General features: G+C 62.1%; 13 protein-coding genes. 9 read left to right on the top strand and 4 right to left on the bottom strand.

What is annotated here, in order from left to right:
* Window position 1: 1 nt before the first annotated feature.
* The 7 genes from aroK (at window position 2) to ACF8GF_RS12405 (ending at window position 11,389) form a co-directional block, all read left to right on the top strand.
* Window positions 2–520, top strand: a complete 519-nt coding sequence (aroK, locus tag ACF8GF_RS12435) for a shikimate kinase AroK (protein ID WP_176684787.1) — start codon at window positions 2–4, stop codon at window positions 518–520.
* A 96-nt stretch (window positions 521–616) separates the two neighbouring features.
* Window positions 617–1,714: a 3-dehydroquinate synthase gene (aroB, locus tag ACF8GF_RS12430; RefSeq protein ID WP_003249149.1), complete on the top strand. Its 1,098-nt coding sequence runs from the start codon at window positions 617–619 to the stop codon at window positions 1,712–1,714.
* 15 nt (window positions 1,715–1,729) lie between these two features.
* On the top strand, window positions 1,730–3,304 hold the full coding sequence (locus ACF8GF_RS12425) for an SPOR domain-containing protein (protein ID WP_176684788.1): 1,575 nt from the start codon (window positions 1,730–1,732) through the stop codon (window positions 3,302–3,304).
* Between the two features lie 373 nt (window positions 3,305–3,677).
* Complete coding sequence (gene gltB, locus ACF8GF_RS12420; protein ID WP_176684789.1) at window positions 3,678–8,123, top strand: glutamate synthase large subunit; 4,446 nt, start codon at window positions 3,678–3,680, stop codon at window positions 8,121–8,123.
* Between the two features lie 124 nt (window positions 8,124–8,247).
* Window positions 8,248–9,666 carry an FAD-dependent oxidoreductase gene (locus ACF8GF_RS12415; protein WP_176684790.1) on the top strand — a complete coding sequence of 473 codons (1,419 nt, stop codon included), beginning with the start codon at window positions 8,248–8,250 and terminating at the stop codon, window positions 9,664–9,666.
* 194 nt (window positions 9,667–9,860) lie between these two features.
* Complete coding sequence (hemE, locus tag ACF8GF_RS12410; protein ID WP_014859121.1) at window positions 9,861–10,925, top strand: uroporphyrinogen decarboxylase; 1,065 nt, start codon at window positions 9,861–9,863, stop codon at window positions 10,923–10,925.
* Window positions 10,926–11,041: 116 nt separating this feature from the next.
* A complete protein-coding gene (locus ACF8GF_RS12405) occupies window positions 11,042–11,389 on the top strand; it encodes a YgiW/YdeI family stress tolerance OB fold protein (protein WP_176684791.1) in 348 nt (115 codons plus the stop codon).
* A 67-nt stretch (window positions 11,390–11,456) separates the two neighbouring features.
* Here ACF8GF_RS12405 and ACF8GF_RS12400 read toward each other — a convergent pair whose 3' ends face one another.
* On the bottom strand, window positions 11,457–12,644 hold the full coding sequence (locus tag ACF8GF_RS12400; RefSeq protein ID WP_245355316.1) for an MFS transporter: 1,188 nt from the start codon (window positions 12,642–12,644) through the stop codon (window positions 11,457–11,459).
* Window positions 12,645–12,809: 165 nt separating this feature from the next.
* On the opposite strand from ACF8GF_RS12400, the gene ACF8GF_RS12395 reads away from it, so the two are divergent.
* Entirely contained in the window at window positions 12,810–13,709 is a 900-nt protein-coding gene (locus tag ACF8GF_RS12395; protein WP_176684793.1) for a LysR family transcriptional regulator, read from the top strand.
* A 76-nt stretch (window positions 13,710–13,785) separates the two neighbouring features.
* A complete protein-coding gene (locus tag ACF8GF_RS12390) occupies window positions 13,786–14,559 on the top strand; it encodes a ParA family protein (protein ID WP_176684794.1) in 774 nt (257 codons plus the stop codon).
* Here ACF8GF_RS12390 and trxC read toward each other — a convergent pair.
* The 3 genes from trxC to mscK form a co-directional block, all read right to left on the bottom strand.
* Window positions 14,556–14,990, bottom strand: coding sequence for a thioredoxin TrxC (gene trxC, locus ACF8GF_RS12385; protein WP_176684795.1), 435 nt, complete (start codon window positions 14,988–14,990; stop codon window positions 14,556–14,558). The two genes, ACF8GF_RS12390 and trxC, sit on opposite strands and share 4 nt — an antisense overlap.
* Window positions 14,991–15,038: 48 nt before the next feature.
* Window positions 15,039–16,499 carry a protein adenylyltransferase SelO gene (selO, locus tag ACF8GF_RS12380; protein ID WP_392487861.1) on the bottom strand — a complete coding sequence of 487 codons (1,461 nt, stop codon included), beginning with the start codon at window positions 16,497–16,499 and terminating at the stop codon, window positions 15,039–15,041.
* A 179-nt stretch (window positions 16,500–16,678) separates the two neighbouring features.
* The gene (gene mscK, locus ACF8GF_RS12375; RefSeq protein ID WP_392487860.1) at window positions 16,679–19,987 is read right to left on the bottom strand and encodes a mechanosensitive channel MscK; all 3,309 of its coding nucleotides are present in this window, start codon (window positions 19,985–19,987) and stop codon (window positions 16,679–16,681) included.
* Window positions 19,988–20,002 lie beyond the last annotated feature (15 nt).

Genomic DNA, 20,002 nt, shown 5'->3' with positions numbered 1-20,002 from the left:
TGTGCGAAATTTGATACTTGTGGGGCCCATGGGCGCTGGTAAAAGCACCATCGGACGCCTGTTGGCCAAAGAGCTGCGCCTGCTGTTCAAGGATTCCGACAAGGAAATCGAACTGCGATGCGGCGCAAACATCCCGTGGATTTTCGACAAGGAAGGCGAGCCGGGTTTCCGTGATCGCGAGCAAGCGATGATCGCCGAGCTGTGCGCGCTCGACGGTGTGGTTCTGGCCACCGGCGGTGGCGCGGTGATGCGAGAGGCTAACCGCCGGGCGCTGCATCAGGGTGGCCGGGTGATCTACCTGCATGCTTCGGTCGAGCAGCAAGTCGGTCGCACTGCGCGCGACCGCAATCGCCCGCTGCTGCGCACGGCCAATCCCGAGGCGACCTTGCGCACCTTGCTGGAAACCCGTGACCCGCTCTACCGCGAGATCGCCGACCTGGTGGTTGAAACCGACGAGCGGCCACCACGCATGGTGGTGATCGATATTCTCGAGCGCTTGCAGCAGTTGCCGCCCCGTTAACCCGGGACTATTCTCGGCTTCCAGCGCCGAGGCGAGGCTCAACGTTACCGCGCAGGTCGCCGGATGGCGCCGCGCCCAAGTACATTGTGGGGATACATGCAGACACTAAAGGTCGACCTGGGCGAGCGTAGCTACCCGATCTACATTGGCGAAGGCCTGCTGGACCAGCCCGAGCTGCTGGCACCGCACATCGCGGGTCGGCAGGTTGCCATCGTTTCCAACGAGACCGTCGCGCCGCTGTATCTCGAACGCCTGAGCAAGGCCCTCGGTGCCTACTCGGTACTGCCAGTGGTGTTGCCCGATGGTGAAGCCCACAAGAACTGGGAAACATTGCAACTGATCTTCGATGGCCTGCTGACAGCCCGCCATGATCGTCGTACGACTGTGGTCGCTCTGGGTGGGGGCGTGATTGGTGACATGGCTGGTTTCGCTGCCGCCTGCTACCAGCGCGGCGTCGACTTCATCCAGGTGCCGACTACCCTGTTGTCTCAGGTCGACTCTTCCGTGGGTGGCAAGACCGGCATCAATCATCCGCTGGGCAAGAACATGGTCGGTGCTTTCTATCAGCCCAATGCGGTGCTGATCGATACCACCAGCCTCAAGACCCTGCCAGCGCGCGAGCTGTCTGCAGGCCTGGCTGAAGTGATCAAGTACGGGCTGATTTGCGACAAGCCGTTCCTCGCCTGGCTCGAAGACAATATGCAGGCACTGCGTGCCCTCGATTCGGCAGCCCTGACCGAGGCCATCCGCCGTTCTTGCGCGGCCAAGGCTGCAGTGGTGGGGGCCGACGAGCGCGAGTCTGGCGTACGGGCCACGCTGAACCTGGGGCATACCTTTGGGCATGCTATCGAAACCCATATGGGCTATGGCGTGTGGCTGCACGGCGAAGCCGTGGCGGCGGGCACAGTGATGGCTCTGGAAATGTCCATGCGCCTTGGCTGGATCGATCAGGCTGAGCGCGATCGTGGGATCCGCCTGTTGCAGGACGCAGGTTTGCCGGTGGTGCCACCACAGGAAATGACCCCGGCGCATTTCATGGAGCACATGGCGGTCGACAAGAAGGTGCTCGACGGCCGTTTGCGTCTGGTGCTGCTGCGCCAGATGGGCGAGGCCGTGGTGACCGACGACTATTCGAAAGAGATTCTCCAGGCCACGCTGTCGGCGGATTACCGCGCGATCGTGGCCCAGCTTTGAGGTTGTGACAGCGCAATGACAAGTTTGCATGCCGATGAGGCCTTTCTCGACCATTACCAGTTGAGCCATGATCCGTTCGCGCCCCGCGTACCTGGCTTCAAGTTCTTCCCGGCCCAGCGCAAGCCCGTGCTTGGCCAACTGCACCACCTGGCGCGCTATAGCCAGTTGATGCTGGTGGTCAGTGGCCCATTGGGCAGCGGCAAGTCGCTGCTGCGCCAGGCCCTGGTGGCCAGTACCAACAAGCAGGCTGTGCAAAGTGTGGTGGTGTCAGCCCGCAGCGCCAGCGATGCCTCCAGTATGCTCGCGCAGGTCGCGCAGGAGTTGGGTGTCGCCCAGCCCGAGGTGCAGGCGATCCTGTCGAAGGTGGTGCAACTGGCACTGACCGGGCAGGAAGTGTATTTGCTGGTGGACGATGCGGAACAACTCGACGAGTCTGCACTCCAAGCGTTGCTGGAATTGGCGGCGGGGGTACCTGAAGGGCGTCCGCACGTGTTTCTGTTCGGTGAGCCATCGCTGATTGCCGGGCTGGACGAGCTCAATGTCGAGGAAGAGCGGTTCCACATCATCGAGCTTGCGCCCTACAGTGAAGAAGAAACCCGCGAGTATCTGGAGCAGCGCCTGGAAGGGGCAGGCCGGGGCATCGAGGTGTTCAGCCGTGAACAGATCGCCGATATCCATGAAAACTCCGACGGCTGGCCTGGCAACATCAATCAGGTCGCCCGTGACACTTTGATCGAAACCATGATCGCCAGCCGCTCGACGGCCAAGCGACCAACCATGGGGTTCAAGATGCCTACAAAACATGTACTCGCGTTGTCCGCTGTGGTCGTGGTTGCCGTTGCGGCCGCGGTATTGATGCCCAAGAAAGGCGACAAGGCCCCTGCCGAAGCGCCGGCCGCCCAAGCCCAGTTGCCGCTGGGCGATGGCAAGCAGGGCGCTGCCATCGAGTTCTCTGGCTCTTCCCAGCCAATGCCGCTGCCTCTGGTTGGCCAGTCGCAGCCGGTGATGCGCGAACCGCTGGCCCAAGCCGCAGGCATGGGCGAGGGTGAAGAGGGAAGCCCGGCTGGCGACACCGCGCTGCAGCCTGGCAACCCGCCACCTACCGTGACCACCATCGCCCCGCCACAAGGTGTGCCGGCTGGCCCGGCGCCTGCCCAGTCGGTTGCGCCTGCGCCGAAACCTGTCGCAACCCAGCCCGTCAAGCCGGTTGCACCTGTAAAGCCAGCACCAGCGCCGACCCAGGTCGCCGTGGCCAAGCCGGCCCCCAAAGCTGCCGAAAAACCAGCCGCCGCTAGCGCTGGTAATGGTGGCTGGTATGTCGGGCAGAAGCCTGGCAACTATGTGGTGCAGATCCTCGGAACCAGCTCCGAAGCGTCGGCCCAGGCTTACGTCAAGGCCCAGGGTGGCGACTATCGCTACTTCAAGAAAACCCTGCAGGGCAAGCCCCTGTACGTCGTGACTTACGGCAGTTTCGCCAACCGTGACGCAGCGGTTGCGGCAATCAAGAACTTGCCAGCGAAGGTCCAGGCTGGTAAACCTTGGCCACGTACCGTCGCCAGCGTCCAACAAGAGCTGGCCGCGGCCCGCTGATACCTTCCGGGCGGCATCACCCCGCCGCCCAGTAGCTAAGCGAATTCTAGCTTTCGACTAGCCTGCTGCGCCCGAGCGCGGCAGGCTTTTCTGTCCCGGACTGCCGGCCACAAGCCCCTAGTTGCAGTCATGGCTGAAACGCTTCAGACTCGAGTCAAGCCGCTATCACGGCGCATGGCGCAAAAACATTCAAAATTGCGACATAAATTTTCAATGCCGAGACATGAAAATTTGTGGGCATCGCTGTCGCTGTGCAACAATGGTTTTCCATGACCACCGCAAAAAAGCTGGCGTTTGATCGGCGTGGATGGTAAGTGGTTGTTAAAAAAGAGATTTACCTCCGTTGAGAGGTGAACCTGGTGAGAATGTGTCTATGAAAACAGGTCTGTACCATCCCGAAGAATTCAAGGACAACTGTGGTTTTGGCCTGATCGCCCATATGACGGGCGTGCCGAGCCACCACCTTCTGCAAACTGCCATGCAGGCGTTGACGTGCATGACCCACCGCGGCGGCATCAATGCCGACGGCAAGACCGGTGACGGTTGCGGTCTGCTCATGCAGAAGCCCGATCAGTTCCTGCGAGCCGTGGCCCAGGAGCACTTCGCTGTCGAGCTGCCCAAGCAGTACGCCGTCGGCATGGTGTTCTTCAACCAGGACCCGGTCAAAGCCGAAGCTGCCCGCGCCAACATGGACCGCGAGATCCTCGCCGCCGGCCTGAAACTGGTCGGCTGGCGCAAGGTGCCGATCGACACCAGCGTACTCGGCCGCCTGGCCCTGGAGCGCCTGCCGCAGATCGAGCAGGTGTTCATTGGCGGTGAAGGCCTGAGCGATCAGGAATTCGCCATCAAGCTGTTTAGCGCCCGTCGTCGTTCGTCGGTGGCCAACGCCCATGACGCCGACCACTACATCTGCAGCTTCTCGCACAAGACCATCATCTACAAAGGCCTGATGATGCCGCGCGATCTCGCGGCGTTTTACCCAGACCTGGGTGACGAGCGCCTGCAAACCGCGATCTGCGTGTTCCACCAGCGCTTCTCCACCAACACCCTGCCGAAATGGCCGCTGGCGCAGCCGTTCCGCTTCCTCGCCCACAACGGCGAGATCAACACCATCACCGGCAACCGTAACTGGGCCGTGGCTCGTCGCACCAAGTTCGCCAACGACCAGATCCCCGACCTCGAAGAGCTCGGCCCGCTGGTCAACCGCGTCGGTTCCGACTCGTCGAGCATGGACAACATGCTGGAGCTGATGGTTACCGGTGGCATCGACCTGTTCCGCGGCGTGCGCATGCTGGTACCGCCAGCATGGCAGAACGTCGAGACCATGGACGCCGACCTGCGCGCCTTCTACGAATACAACTCCATGCACATGGAGCCGTGGGATGGTCCGGCCGGTATCGTCATGACCGAAGGCCGCCACGCGGTGTGCCTGCTCGACCGTAACGGTCTGCGCCCGGCGCGCTGGGTGACCACCACCAATGGCTACATCACCATCGCCTCGGAAATCGGCGTATGGGGCTATCAGCCTGAGGAAGTGCTGGCCAAGGGCCGTGTCGGCCCGGGCCAGATCCTTGCCGTGGACACCGAAACCGGCCAGATTCTCGACACCGACGCCATCGACAACCGCCTGAAGTCGCGGCACCCATACAAGCGCTGGTTGCGTCAGCACGCTACGCGTATCCAGGCGACACTGACCGACGACCAGGGCGTGGCCAGCTACGACGCTGACCAGCTCAAGCAATACATGAAGATGTTCCAGGTTACCTTCGAAGAGCGTGACCAGGTGCTGCGCCCGTTGGGTGAGCAGGGCCAGGAAGCCGTTGGTTCGATGGGTGACGACACGCCGATGGCCGTGCTGTCGCAGCGCGTGCGTTCGCCGTACGACTTCTTCCGCCAGCAGTTCGCTCAGGTGACCAACCCGCCGATCGACCCGCTGCGCGAAGCGATCGTGATGTCGCTGGAAATCTGCCTGGGTGCCGAGCGCAACATCTTCCAGGAGTCCCCGGAGCACGCTTCGCGGGTAATCCTAAGCTCGCCGGTCATCTCGCCTGCCAAGTGGCGTTCGCTGATGAACCTGGAGCGCGAAGGCTTCGACCGCCAGCTGATCGACCTCAACTATGAGCAGAGCGTCGGCCTGGAAGCGGCCATCCGCAACATTGCCGACCAGGCCGAAGAAGCTGTGCGTGGGGGCAAGACCCAGCTGGTGCTGAGCGACCGTTATATCGCCCCGGGCAAGCTGCCGGTGCACGCGTCGCTGGCCGTTGGTGCCGTGCATCACCGCCTGACCGAACAGGGTCTGCGTTGCGACAGCAACATCCTGGTGGAAACCGCTACCGCCCGTGATCCGCATCACTTCGCCGTGCTGCTGGGCTTCGGTGCCTCGGCCGTTTACCCGTACCTGGCGTATGAAGTACTGGCTGACCTGATCCGTACCGGCGAAGTGCTGGGCGACCTGGACGAAGTGTTCAAGTACTACCGCAAGGGTATTTCCAAGGGCCTGCTGAAGATCCTGTCGAAGATGGGGATCTCCACCATCGCCTCGTACCGCGGTGCACAGCTGTTCGAAGCCATCGGCCTGGCCGAGGAAGTGGTGGGCCTGAGCTTCAAGGGCGTGTCCAGCCGCATCAAGGGTGCGCGCTTCGAAGACCTGGAAAACGACCAGAAGCTGCTGGCGGCCGAAGCCTGGAGCGCGCGCAAGCCGATCCAGCAAGGTGGCCTGCTGAAGTTCGTCCACGGTGGCGAATACCACGCCTACAACCCGGACGTGGTCAACACCCTGCAAGCGGCCGTGCAGCAGGGCGACTACGCCAAGTTCAAGGAATACACCACGCTGGTGGACCAGCGCCCGGTGTCGATGATCCGTGACTTGCTCAAAGTGAAGGTGGCCGACCAGCCGCTGGCGCTGGAGCAGATCGAGCCGCTGGAGGCGATTCTCAAGCGCTTTGACTCGGCGGGGATCTCGCTGGGTGCACTGTCGCCGGAAGCTCACGAAGCGCTGGCCGAGGCCATGAACCGCCTGGGCGCCCGCTCCAACTCTGGTGAAGGCGGCGAAGACCCGTCGCGCTATGGCACCATCAAGAGTTCGAAGATCAAGCAGGTGGCCACCGGCCGTTTTGGTGTGACTCCGGAGTACCTGGTCAACGCCGAAGTGCTGCAGATCAAGGTTGCCCAGGGCGCCAAGCCCGGTGAGGGCGGCCAGTTGCCGGGCGGAAAGGTCAACGGCCTGATCGCCAAGCTGCGTTATGCGGTGCCTGGCGTGACCCTGATCTCGCCACCTCCACACCACGACATCTACTCGATCGAAGATCTGGCCCAGCTAATCTACGACCTCAAACAGGTCAACCCGCAGGCGCTGGTATCGGTCAAGCTGGTAGCCGAAGCGGGCGTGGGCACCATCGCCGCTGGTGTGGCCAAGGCCTATGCCGACCTGATTACCATCTCCGGTTACGACGGTGGTACCGGTGCTTCGCCGCTGACCTCGATCAAGTATGCCGGCGCCCCTTGGGAGCTGGGCCTGGCGGAAACCCACCAGACCCTGCGCGGCAACGACCTGCGCGGCAAGGTGCGGGTGCAGACCGACGGCGGCCTGAAAACCGGCCTGGACGTGATCAAGGCGGCCATCCTCGGTGCCGAAAGCTTCGGCTTTGGTACCGCGCCAATGATTGCCCTGGGCTGCAAGTACCTGCGCATCTGCCACCTGAACAACTGCGCCACCGGCGTGGCCACCCAGAACGACAAGCTGCGCAAGGACCACTACATCGGCACCGTCGACATGGTGATCAATTTCTTCACCTTCGTCGCCGAAGAAACCCGCGAGTGGTTGGCCAAGCTGGGCGTGCGCAGCCTTGGCGAGCTGATCGGCCGTACCGACCTGCTCGATGTGCTGCCAGGTGACACCGAACGCCAGCAGTACCTGGACCTGTCGCCGCTGCTGGGCAGCTCGCACATTCCGGCGGACAAACCGCAGTTCTGCGAGGTCGACAAGAACCCGCCGTTCGACCTGGGCGAGTTGGCCGAGAAGATGGTTGATATGGCCATGCCGGCCATCCGAGACCAGGCGGGCGGCGAGTTCAGCCTCGACATCTGCAACTGCGACCGCTCCATTGGTGCGCGTGTGTCGGGCGAAATCGCCCGTCTGCACGGCAACCAGGGCATGGCCGCGGCGCCGATCACCTTCCGCTTCAAGGGTACTGCGGGCCAGAGCTTTGGCGTGTGGAACGCCGGTGGACTGAACCTGCACCTGGAAGGCGACGCCAACGATTACGTCGGCAAAGGCATGACCGGTGGCAAGGTCACCATCGTGCCGCCAGCCGGCAGCCCGTTCGAAACCCAGCACAGCGCCATCGTCGGCAACACCTGCCTGTACGGTGCCACTGGCGGCAAGTTGTTTGCCGCAGGTACTGCGGGCGAGCGCTTCGCTGTTCGTAACTCCGGCGCCCATGCTGTTGTCGAGGGCACTGGCGATCACTGCTGTGAATACATGACCGGTGGCTTTGTCTGCATTCTGGGCAAGACCGGTTACAACTTCGGTTCTGGCATGACTGGCGGCTTTGCCTACGTGCTCGACATGGACAATAGCTTCGTCGACAAGCTCAACCACGAGCTGGTGGAAATCCAGCGTATCAGTGGCGAAGCGATGGAGGCCTACCGTAGCCACCTGGCGCGTGTCCTTGCCGAGTATGTGGATGAGACCGGCAGCGAGTGGGGGCGTGAGCTCTCGGAGAACCTGGACGACTACGTGCGGCGCTTCTGGCTGGTCAAGCCGAAGGCAGCCAACCTGAAGCAACTGCTGTCCAGCACCCGTGCCAACCCGCAGTAAAAACAGCTGCAAGTGGCAAGCCCCGAGCTGCAAGTAAATGGCAGTTCGAGGTTTGCCCGGCTTAAGTGATCGTCTTGCGGCTTGCAGCTTGTAGCTTGCAGCTGCTGTAAAGAGGTTTTGAAAAATGGCTGAACGTCTGAACAACGACTTCCAGTTCATCGAAGTGGGCCGAAAGGACCCGAAAAAAAAGCTGCTGCGCCAGCGCAAGAAGGAGTTCGTGGAAATCTACGAACCGTTCAAGCCGCAGCAGTCCGTAGAGCAGGCGCACCGCTGCCTGGGCTGCGGTAATCCGTATTGCGAGTGGAAGTGCCCGGTACACAACTTCATCCCCAACTGGTTGAAGCTGGTCTCCGAAGGCAACATCCTGGCCGCGGCGGAGCTGTCGCACCAGACCAACACCCTGCCGGAAGTATGCGGCCGTGTTTGCCCGCAAGACCGCCTGTGCGAAGGGGCCTGTACCCTGAACGACGGCTTCGGCGCGGTGACCATCGGCTCGGTGGAGAAGTACATCACCGACACCGCCTTCGCCATGGGCTGGCGTCCGGACATGTCCAAGGTCAAGCCAACCGGCAAACGCGTCGCCATCATCGGCGCCGGCCCGGCGGGCCTGGGCTGCGCCGACGTGCTGGTGCGCGCTGGGGTAACCCCGGTGGTGTTCGACAAGAACCCGGAAATCGGCGGCCTGCTGACCTTTGGCATCCCCGAGTTCAAGCTGGAAAAGACCGTGCTCAGCAACCGCCGCGAAGTCTTCACCGGCATGGGCATCGAGTTCCGCCTGAACACCGAGGTGGGCAAGGACGTGACCATGGAACAGCTGCTCGCCGAGTACGATGCAGTGTTCATGGGCATGGGTACCTACACCTACATGAAGGGCGGCTTCCCGGGCGAGGACCTGCCGGGCGTGCATGACGCACTGGACTTCCTGATCGCCAACGTCAACCGCAACCTGGGCTTCGAGAAGTCGCCGGAAGACTTCGTCGACATGCAGGGTAAGAAAGTGGTGGTGCTGGGCGGTGGTGACACCGCGATGGACTGCAACCGTACCTCGATCCGTCAGGGCGCCAAGGCGGTGACCTGTGCTTATCGTCGTGACGAAGCCAACATGCCGGGTTCGCGCAAAGAGGTGAAGAACGCCAAGGAAGAGGGCGTGAAGTTCCTCTACAACCGCCAACCCATTGCCATTGTGGGTGAGGACAGGGTCGAAGGCGTCAAAGTGGTCGAGACCCGCCTGGGCGAGCCTGATGCCCGTGGCCGCCGCAGCCCTGAGCCCATTCCGGGCTCCGAAGAGATCCTGCCGGCAGATGCCGTGGTGATCGCTTTCGGCTTCCGCCCGAGCCCCGCGCCGTGGTTTGAGCAGCATGGTATTCAGTTGGACAGCCAGGGCCGTGTGGTTGCCCCGGAGAAGGGCCAGTTCAAGCATCAGACCAGCAACCCGAAAGTGTTTGCCGGTGGCGACATGGTGCGTGGTTCGGACCTGGTGGTGACTGCGATCTTCGAAGGGCGTACGGCCGCCGAGGGTATCCTCGACTACCTAGAAGTCTGATTGGCGACCTATTCGCGGGCATGCCCGCTCCCGCAGGTTTAAGCGCAGAACCTGTGGGAGCGGGCATGCCCGCGAAGCTTTTGTATACAAAAACGCTTGATCTGTGGCATCCAATAGACAAAACACATGGCCATGGCCGTGCCTTTTGCGCTGGTGTCTGAGAAAATGCCCGCACTATTTTTCCGGATGCCGACATGACTGCCCTGAAGAACGATCGTTTCCTGCGTGCTCTGCTCAAGCAACCCGTAGACGTCACCCCGGTGTGGATGATGCGCCAGGCCGGCCGCTACCTGCCGGAGTACCGCGCCAGCCGCGCCAAGGCCGGTGACTTCATGAGCCTGTGCATGAACCCGCAGTTCGCCTGCGAGGTCACCCTGCAGCCGCTGGACCGCTACCCGCTGGACGCGGCGATCCTGTTCTCGGACATCCTCACCATTCCCGATGCCATGGGCCTGGGTCTGTACTTCGAAACCGGCGAAGGCCCGCGTTTCAAGAAGGTCATCAGCACCCCCGCCGACATCGAAGCGCTGCCAGTCCCGGACCCACAGAAAGACCTTGGCTACGTGATGGACGCGGTCAGCACCATTCGCCGTGAGCTCAATGGTCGTGTGCCGCTGATCGGCTTCTCCGGCAGCCCGTGGACCCTGGCCACTTACATGGTCGAAGGCGGCTCGTCGAAAGACTTCCGCAAGACCAAGGCCATGGCCTACGACAACCCGCAAGCCCTGCACCTGCTGCTGGACAAGCTGGCCCAGTCGGTCACCAGCTACCTTAACGGCCAGATCCTGGCCGGCGCCCAGGCCGTGCAGATCTTCGACACCTGGGGCGGCAACCTGTCGGCGGCGGCCTACCAGGAGTTCTCACTGGCCTACATGCGCAAGATCGTCAGCGGTCTGATCCGCGAGCACGAGGGGCGCAAGGTGCCGGTGATCCTGTTCACCAAGAATGGCGGCTTGTGGCTGGAAAGCATCGCCGACGCAGGTGCCGACGCGCTGGGCCTGGACTGGACCTGCGAGATCGGCGATGCCCGTCGCCGCGTGGGTGACAAAGTAGCCTTGCAAGGCAACATGGACCCGACCGTGTTGTACGCCAAGCCCGAGGCCATCCGCAAGGAGGTGGCGCGCATCCTGGCCAGTTATGGCCACGGCACCGGCCATGTATTCAACCTCGGCCACGGCATCACACCGGAAGTTGACCCGGAACATGCGGGTGCATTCATCAACGCCGTGCACGAACTGTCTGCGCAGTACCACCAGTGACTTGATGCACTGCACAGTAAACCCGGCTTCGATGCCGGGTTTTTTGTACGTTAAGTTTGAATTCAGCGATCGTCTCTAATCTGGTCCCATCGAAACCGAAACAGGACCCGATTATCATGAAAATCCGTTATCTCGCCCTCATCTTCGCTCCCTTGTTCAGCACTGGCGCATTTGCCGCTGGCTACACCGGCCCTGGCGCCCAGTCGGTAACCACTGTTGCCGCCGCCAATGACGCTGCCGATGACACCCCGGTTGTACTGCAGGGGTTCGTGACCAAGAAGATCAACAACGACGACAAGTACGAGTTCAAGGACAACACCGGCACCATCACTGTCGAGATCGACGATGAGGACCTGCCGCCGACGCCGTTCAACGACAAGACCAAGGTGAAGCTGACCGGTGAGGTGGAAAAGCACCTGATGAGCCGGGAAGTGGATGTGGATATTGTCGAGATCATCAACTGATCTGATGGCCTCTTCGTGGGCACGCCCGCTCCCGCAGGTTGTGGGCGCGGGCGTGCCCACGAATGCATCACACCGTTTTGGGTGGTAGCTTGCTCAAGTGCAACGCCACCAGCAATGCCGCCGCCAGCAAGCTGCCAATGAACAGCCCGATCCCGTTCCAGCCCCACTGGTGCCAGAACACTCCGCCCGCCGTACCGGCCACGCTGGAGCCGGCGTAGTAGCAGAACAGGTATAGCGACGACGCCTGTCCCTTGGCCTTCAGCGCCCGGCGGCCGATCCAGCTGCTGGCCACCGAGTGCGCACCAAAGAAGCCGAAGGTGAACACCAGCATGCCCACGATCACCATCACCAGTGGACTGGCCAGTGTCATCAGCAAGCCACTCGCCATTACCACGATGCTGGCCCAGAACACCTTGCGCCGGCCCAGTTTGTCCGCCAGGGCGCCGACCTGTGCCGAACTGTAGATGCCTGACAGGTAGACCACCGACAGCAAGCCGACCAGTGCCTGGTTCATGTGGTAGGGCTCGGCCAGCAGGCGGTAGCCGATGTAGTTGAACAAGGTGACGAAGGCGCCCATCAGCAGAAAGGCTTCAAGGAACAGCCAGGGCAGGCCGGCGTCCTTGAAGTGCATGACAAAACCGTCCAGCAGGCTGCGCGGGTTCATCGTCTGTGCGCGAAAATTGCGTGACTCCGGCAGCACCTTCCAGAACACCAGCGCAGCCACCAGGGCCAGGCCGCCAATGGTCAGCATCGCCGTGTGCCAGCTGACGAAGTCGATCAATACGCCCGTGATGAGCCGCCCGCTCATGCCGCCAATCGCGTTGCCGCCGATGTACAGGCCCATGGCCAGGCCAATGTGCTGCGGGTGGATCTCTTCGCTCAGGTAGGTCATCGCCACTGCTGCCAGGCCGCTCAGCGACAGGCCGACCAAGGCGCGGGTGGCCAGTACCAGCTCCCAGCTGGGCATCACGGCGCTGGCCAAGGTGGACAGGGCGGCGCAGACCAGCGCGAACACCATCACGGGCTTGCGTCCGATGCGGTCAGAAATGGGGCCGGTGATCAGCAGGCCGAACGCCAGCATGGCGGTGGACACCGACAGCACCAGGCTGCTCTGTGCCGCGTTGATGGCAAACTCACTGGATAGCAGAGGCATCATCGGCTGTACGCAGTACAGCAAGGCGAAGGTGGCGAACCCGCCGCTGAACAAGGCCAGCACGGTTTTCATGAAGGCGGGTGTGCCTTTTTCGATCCACATTTCGCTCAGGATGGCAGGCTTTGGCTCAAGGAGGAGGGGGGCTACTGCAGTTTTCACGGGAGGGTACCTCTGGCGCAATGAAAAAAGCATATAGCTGCCTAACGATTAGATCCAATATATTGTTCGACCTATTTGAGACGTCTGGCGACTTATTTGGAGCGGATCATGGAACTGCGTCATCTGCGTTACTTCATTGCTGTGGCCGAAGAGCTGCACTTTGGCCGCGCCGCCCAGCAGTTGGGTATTTCCCAGCCGCCCTTGAGCCAGCAGATCCAGGCTCTGGAGCAGGAGCTAGGGGCCCGGCTGTTCGAGCGTACCAACCGTCGTGTCGAACTGAGCGAGGCCGGTCGATTGTTCCTCGAGGAAGCGCGCCAGGTATTGGCGCAGGTTGAGAAGGCTGCGGATGTAGCCCGGCGTGCGCAGTTGGGCGAGCTGGGGGAGATGAAAATCGGTTTCACCTCCTCGGCCCCGTTCACCTCGAAAATCCCCAAGGCCATTCATGCCTTCCGTCAGCGCTTTCCGGCGGTGCACTTGAACCTCAAGGAAATGAGCAGCCGTGACGTTGCCGAAGGGGTATTCGACGAGTCCATCGAGGTGGGGTTGATGCGGCCGATGCCGCTGCCGGAGGGGTTAGTGGCCACCGAGTTGTTCCGAGAACCGTTGGTGGCGGTGATCAATGCCTCGCATCCGCTGGCCGAAGGCACTGAGCAAGGCGTCTACATGGCGGCGTTGGCCCCTGAGCCCTTCGTGTTCTTCCCGCGCAGTTATGGCAGCGGTTTGCATGCACAATTGCTGAGCCTGGCGCGGCATGCGGGTTTCAGCCCCCATTTTGCGCAAGAGGCAGGTGAAGCGATGACCATCATCGGTCTGGTCTCGGCGGGGCTGGGGGTGTCGGTGTTGCCGGCTTCGTTCCAGCGCATGCGCATAGAAGGGGTGGTGTACCGTACCTTGCTCGATGAAGAGGCGATGACGGCGGTGTGGCTGGTGCAGCGCGAGCGCGGTCATTCGGTGATGGCCAAGGCATTTACCGAGTTGTTGACAGGACAGGTGGTCGGTCAGGCGTGATGCCGGTCAAATGGCACTGGTCATTGCCCCCATGCCGCCACATACTCGGGCATTCGTTGATACACGGAGGTCAAGCATGCGGCGCGTGGTGTTCAATCAAAAAGGTGGCGTAGGCAAGTCGAGCATTGCCTGCAACCTGGCGGCGGTCAGTGCCAATGAAGGTTACCGGACCTTGTTGATCGACCTGGATGCCCAGGCGAACTCGACCCAATACCTCACCGGCCTGACCGGCGAGGACATCCCCATGGGCATTGCCGATTTCTTCAAGCAAAGCCTTTCCAGCGGGCCGTTCAGCAAGAAGAACAAGGTCGATATCTACGAAACCCCGTTCGACAACCTGCATGTGGTCACCGCCACTGCCGAGCTGGCCGACCTGCAGCCGAAGCTGGAGGCCAAGCACAAGATCAACAAGCTGCGTAAGCTGCTCGACGCACTGGACGAGGATTACGAGCGGATCTATATCGATACCCCGCCGGCACTGAACTTCTACGCAGTTTCTGCGCTGATCGCTGCTGATCGCGTGCTGATCCCCTTTGACTGCGACAGCTTCTCTCGCCAGGCCTTGTATGGCCTGTTGGCCGAGATCGAAGACCTCAAGGAAGACCACAACGAAGACCTGATGGTCGAAGGCATCGTGGTCAACCAGTTCCAGTCACGTGCCAGCCTGCCACAGCAGATGCTCGACGAACTGCTGGCCGAAGGGTTGCCGGTGCTGCCGGTGTACTTGGGCAGTTCGGTGAAAATGCGCGAATCGCATCACGCCAGCCTGCCGCTGATTCACCTGGAACCGCGGCACAAGCTGACTCAGCAGTTTGTCGAGTTGCATTCGCTGCTTGAAGAGAACGCTTAAACCCCGTGGCTACGCAGCCACTCCAGCAATGACTGGAGTGGAAACGCCCCGGCTTGGCGGCTAATTTCGCGGCCGTTCTTGAACAGCAGCAGGCTGGGGATCGAGCGTATGCCCAGTTGCCCTGCGAGGTTACGGTTGGCTTCGCTGTCGAGCTTGGCCAGGCGGCAGCGGCCAGCAAGTTGCCGAGCGGTCTCTTCGAAGGTGGGGGCGAATGACTTGCACGGGCCGCACCAGTCGGCCCAGATGTCGACCAGCAGCGGCAGGTCGCCTTTGATCTGGCTGGCGTAGCTGGCTTCAGTCAGTTCGAAGGGGGTGCTCAACAGCACATCCTTTTTGCAGCGACCGCATTTCGGCGCATCGCCCAGGCGCTCGGCGGGCAGGCGGTTGAGGCCGTTGCAGTGGGGGCAGGGGATTACCAGTGGGTCGGTCATTTCATCTCCGGTGTTGGGTTCACGGTTTCCTTGTGGGAGCGGTGCTAATCAGGAAGAGCAGCTGATTTCCAGGTGTTTGCCCCACTCTGGCGGTCGCTCGGCGTAGGCCTGCATCCCGGGCTGCTCCTCAAAAGGTCTGGCCAGGACTTGGTGCAGCCGTCGAACTTCACTGTAATCCCCCGCCTCGGCCGCTTCGATGGCTTTCTGCGCCAGGTAGTTGCGCAGCACGTACAGCGGGTTCACCGCATGCATCCGCTCACGGCGGCCTTCGGCATTGCCGGGTTCACGCCCACAGCGGGCCAGGTAGTCTGCGCCCCAGGCATCGAAACCGGCCAGGTCGATAAAGTCATCACGCACTACCTGCAGTGCCTCAGCCACCGGCTGCTCACCCAGTTTGCGGAAGAACAGGTTGTAGTCCACGCCACCGCGTTGCATGCACTGCAGCAGGCGCTCGACCAGCCCCATGTCGTCATCTTCGGCCGTGGTCAGCCCCAGGCGCCGGCGCATCAGGTCCAGGTAATGGGCCTGGTACAGCGGCAGGAACAGGCCCAACGCTTCCTTCAGCGGCTCAACTTCGATCACGGTGGTCAGTGCCTGGGCCAGCGCGCTGAGGTTCCAGTGGGCGATGGGCACCTGGTTGGCGTAGCTGTAGCGGCCACGGTCGTCGGAGTGGTTGCAGATGAAGTTGGCATCGAAGTCGTCCAGAAACGCGTACGGGCCGAAGTCGAAGGTGATGCCGAGGATCGACATGTTGTCGGTGTTCATCACGCCGTGGCAGAAGCCATACGCCTGCCAGCGGGCGATCAGTTCGGCATTGCGCTCGACGATGGTGCGGAACATGGCCAGGTAGGGCTGCTCGGCGTCACTGCATTCGGGATAGTGTTGTTCGAGCACGTGGTCGATCAACACGCGCTGCTGCTCGGGCTGCTTGGTGTAGTAGAAGTACTCGAAATGGCCGAAACGCACATGGCTCTGCGCCAGACGCGTCAGCATGGCCGCGCTTTCACGGGTTTCGCGCCACACCGGGGTGCTGGAACCGATCACGCACAGCGCCCGGCTGGTGGCGATGCCCAGGGCGTGCAAGGCTTCGGAAGCGAGGAACTCGCGGATCGACGAGCGCAGCACAGCGCGCCCATCACCCATACGGGAGTAGGGGGTCTGGCCGGCGCCCTTGAGGTGCAGGTCCCAGTGTTCGCCAGCGTCGTTGAGCACTTCGGCCAGCAGCAGGCCACGGCCGTCGCCCAGACGTGGGTTGTACGAGCCGAACTGGTGGCCGGAATAAACCATCGCCCGAGGGTCGGCCTCTTCCCACAGCTTGTGGCCGCTGAACAGCTCGGCGAACACCGGCAGTTCGGCCTGGGCGGGGTCGAGGTCGAGCAAGGCCATGGCCGACTCGCTCGCTACCACCAGGCGCGGGTCTGCAATGGGTTCGGGCAGCACCTGGGTGGAGAACGCATCGCCCAGACGGGCGAAGCGGTTGTCGAAGGTGAGTTGGTCGAGGGCTTTCACGGGACTGCTCCTTGGAATCGGTGCCAATGGGGCCACTTGGCGGCCCTTCGCGGCTGCCCCCCTACAAAGAACATGCAGCGCCTGAAAGCAGTGCGGTCCCTGTGTAGGAGCGGGTTCACCCGCGAACGAGGGCGAAGCCCTCGCAGCCATTTTGCACACAATAAAGTATTCGAGCCTATTCAGGCCGAAGCAGTGCCATCCGATTTCGGCTGTTCCATCGGAATCAATTGCTGCTTGCCGCCCTTCGCGTCCATCAAGAATACCTCTACCTGGCGCACCGAGATCTTGATGTTGTGGACCTTGAACTCGCGGTTGATGTAGCGGTTGATCTCGTCCAGTGTCGGGTTGCGGTCGCCCAGGTCACGGACGTGCATGCGCAGTTCGTGGTCCAGCGAGCTTTCGCCGAAGTTGAGGAAGTACACGATCGGTTCCGGGTCCTTGAGCACGCGTGGGTTCTCATGCGCGCCTTTGAGCAGCAGGTCACGCACCAGGTCGAGGTCTGAGCCATAGTCGATGCCCAGCTTCAGTGTCACCCGGGTGACCGTATCGGTCAGCGACCAGTTGATCAGTTGGCCAGTGATGAAGGTCTTGTTGGGGACGATGATGTCCTTGCGGTCGAAGTCGGTGATGGTGGTGGCACGGATGCGGATCTTGCTTACCGTGCCCGACAGGTTGCCGATGGTGATGGTGTCGCCAATCCGTACCGGGCGCTCGAACAGGATCATGATGCCGGAGATGAAGTTGGCGAAGATTTCCTGCATGCCGAAGCCCAGGCCTACTGACAGCGCGGCCACCAGCCATTGCAGCTTGTCCCAGCTCACCCCGAGGGTCGACAGGGTACTGACGATGCCGATGCCGACGATGGTGTACGACAGCAACGTAGTAGTGGCGTAGGCACTGCCTTGGGCGAGGTTCAGGCGTGACAGCACCAGTACTTCCAGCAGGCCTGGCAAGTTGCCGGCCAGGGCGAAGGTGATGCCGACGATCACCAGTGCGCCGAGCAGGTCGCCGAGGCTGATCGGTACCATGCTGGCGGCGGCGCCGGTGCCGCTGGTGTATTCGTAGAGGACGAAGTTGTTGAGGTAGGCGAACACCGAGATCAGGTCGGCCCATACCCAGTACAGGCCGGCGATGAAGCCGCCGAGCAGGGCCAGGCGGATCAGGCGCAGCGACTGCTGGTTGACCTGTTCGATATCCAGTGTTGGCTCTTCGGTGATGACTTCGCCATCCAGGCCTTCCTTGGCCGCTGCACGCTTGGTCAACGCACGCTGGTAGGCCAGGCGTCGTGCAGCCACCGACAGGCCGCGCACGAAGGCGGCTTCGATCACCAACCAGAACAGCAGCAGGTACAGGGTGTAGATGAGTCGGTCGGTAAGCTTCAGTGCCGTGTAGTAGTAGCCGAAGCACACGGCGACGAACAGGGCGATGGGCAGGGCGGTGAATGCTACGCCCACGGCCCTGCGGAACAGCGAGGTGTCACGGTGTGCCGGGCTGCTGAGCAGCAGGCGACTGAGTAGCCAGGCCATCAGCGCATAGCAGGTCAGTACCACGCCGATGCCCAACACGTCGTCTGCCAGTGCCGAAGGCTGGTGCTCGGCCACCGCCACCACGCCGACCAGTGCCAGCACCACGGTGCCCAAGCGGCGAACCCAGCCGCGCAGGAACTCGACCTGTGGTTTGTGCCAGCGGAAGTGGACTTCCGCCACGCCACCGGGAGCGAGGATGCGATAGGCGGTGTAGAACACCAGCCAGGCCTGGGCCAGCTGCCAGAGTGCGGCGCCCAGGTTGGCGTTCTGCCCACGGGCGTCGATCTGCAGGGCATAGCTGCACAGCGCCAGGCCAAGGCTGACCGGCATCGCCAGCAGAATGTTGATAAGGATTGCCTGGGGCGTGTGCCATTGGCTGTCTCGGCGGAAGTGGCCGATATCCTGGTGCACTTTGCCTAACCGTTGGTAAAGGTATTTGCGCCGCCACAGCAGCGCACCGATCACCAGTAGCAGTGGCAGGAACAGCAGCGGGCGCTGGCTCAGGCCATCGGCCAGCTCTTTCAGGCCGGAACCCCACGGCAGTTTGGCGACTTGGTCGGCCAGGCGCTCTGGCACGTATTGCAGCCAGTCCCAGTCCAGCGGCTTGTTGCTGGGGATCCAGAACATTTGCTCGTCGAGGGTGGTGCGTAGGCTCTGCGCAGTGCCCAGCAGCTGCTTCTGGTTGAGTTGCAGGGTGATCGATTCGTTGAGCAGCGCCGACAGTTCGCGGCTCAGCCGCTCCAGCAGGTCGCTGCGGGTGATGGCTACATCCAGCAGGGCCTTGCGCAGCTGCGGGGTCACATCTTCCTGCGGTTGCGCCGCCAGCAGCTTGTCGACGTAGGTGACCGGGCTGCTCATCTGCTCGCGTTGCTGGTTGACTTCGAACTGGTACAGGCGGGTGTCGGCGATCTGGTCGGCCAGGTCGCGGTCGACCTTCAGGTGCGGCAAGGTCTGTTTCTGCTTATAAAGGATCTTCGACAGTAGCAGGCTTCCCTTGAGCACGTTGATCTGCTCGTCAAGCGCCTGGTCGGCCTGGGTCAGGCTGTCGAGCTGCTGCTTGGTGCGCAGGTTCTGCTGGGTCAATTCGTTGAGGCGATCGGTGCTTTTGAGCAGGTAGTCGGAAAGCTTGAGGTTGATCGCGCTCTCAGTGGCCAGCAGGCTGCTGCCGCCGGCCTTCTGAGCCTCGATCGACTGCTGGGTGACGGCTTCCTGGGACTGGGCCAGGCGTTTGTCGTTGATCAGCGTCTGCAGGTCCTGGATTTCCTGCTCCAGGCGCGCAGCACGCTCGACCAGCAGGTCATGACGCGCATTGCCGAGGTCTTGCAGCACGCTGTTGCCGGCCAGCTCCTGGCGGCGCAGCAGGGTCAACGCGTTGAGCGAGGCCAGCTCGGCGTTGAGCTGGTTGCGTTGGTCGGCATTGATGGATTTGCCGCCGTCCTTGCCGGTTTTGAGGATGTTGTTGATCTGCTGGCTGCGGGTCTGGCTGCTGCTGATCTCGGCCTGGGCGCGTTCGGGGCGGGTTTGCGAGTTGATGATCAGGCTGTTGGCTTCAGACAGCGCCTTTTGCAGTTCGCCCTGCTGCGTGTTGCGTTCGCTGAGCATCTGTTCAAGCTGTGGCACGGTGAGGTTGGCGTAGCGCTGGGCCACCGGTTGTGCCTTGGTTTCCTTGAGCCTGGCCAACTCCTTCTGGCTGTCACTGGTCTCTTTGGGGGCACTGCTCAACTGCTGCTTCAGTGCAGCAAGCTTCTTCTCGCTATCTTCCTTGGCAGCAAGCAGGCTCAACGTTTGTTCGAGCACCTGCTGCAGCGCCTTCTGGTCTGCCTCGGGCAGCTTGCGCTCGGCGATCTTGTCGAGGCTGTTCTGGATGCTGGCGGTGGTCGGGGCTTCTGCCGCAGTAGCCGCAAAAGAAAGGGACAGGCACAACCCGAGCAGGGCTGTGCGAAGGTACACGCGCAGGGACATAGGCAGGCTACTTGT

Source organism: Pseudomonas sp. yb_5 (genome assembly GCF_043103865.1).
GTDB lineage: Bacteria > Pseudomonadota > Gammaproteobacteria > Pseudomonadales > Pseudomonadaceae > Aquipseudomonas > Aquipseudomonas putida_Y.
The sequence above is the reverse complement of the archived record's forward strand: the minus strand, read 5'-3'. Positions and strand labels throughout refer to the sequence as shown.

Excerpts from the sequence above, each read along its gene's own strand:
- aroB (WP_003249149.1), top strand. The coding sequence starts at position 617 with ATGCAGACACTAAAGGTCGACCTGGGCGAGCGTAGCTACCCGATCTAC.
- ACF8GF_RS12390 (WP_176684794.1), top strand. The coding sequence starts at position 13,786 with ATGCGGCGCGTGGTGTTCAATCAAAAAGGTGGCGTAGGCAAGTCGAGC.
- ACF8GF_RS12425 (WP_176684788.1), top strand. The coding sequence starts at position 1,730 with ATGACAAGTTTGCATGCCGATGAGGCCTTTCTCGACCATTACCAGTTG.
- ACF8GF_RS12415 (WP_176684790.1), top strand. The coding sequence starts at position 8,248 with ATGGCTGAACGTCTGAACAACGACTTCCAGTTCATCGAAGTGGGCCGA.
- mscK (WP_392487860.1), bottom strand. The coding sequence starts at position 19,987 with ATGTCCCTGCGCGTGTACCTTCGCACAGCCCTGCTCGGGTTGTGCCTG.
- ACF8GF_RS12405 (WP_176684791.1), top strand. The coding sequence starts at position 11,042 with ATGAAAATCCGTTATCTCGCCCTCATCTTCGCTCCCTTGTTCAGCACT.
- ACF8GF_RS12395 (WP_176684793.1), top strand. The coding sequence starts at position 12,810 with ATGGAACTGCGTCATCTGCGTTACTTCATTGCTGTGGCCGAAGAGCTG.
- ACF8GF_RS12400 (WP_245355316.1), bottom strand. The coding sequence starts at position 12,644 with ATGTGGATCGAAAAAGGCACACCCGCCTTCATGAAAACCGTGCTGGCC.
- gltB (WP_176684789.1), top strand. The coding sequence starts at position 3,678 with ATGAAAACAGGTCTGTACCATCCCGAAGAATTCAAGGACAACTGTGGT.
- hemE (WP_014859121.1), top strand. The coding sequence starts at position 9,861 with ATGACTGCCCTGAAGAACGATCGTTTCCTGCGTGCTCTGCTCAAGCAA.
- trxC (WP_176684795.1), bottom strand. The coding sequence starts at position 14,990 with ATGACCGACCCACTGGTAATCCCCTGCCCCCACTGCAACGGCCTCAAC.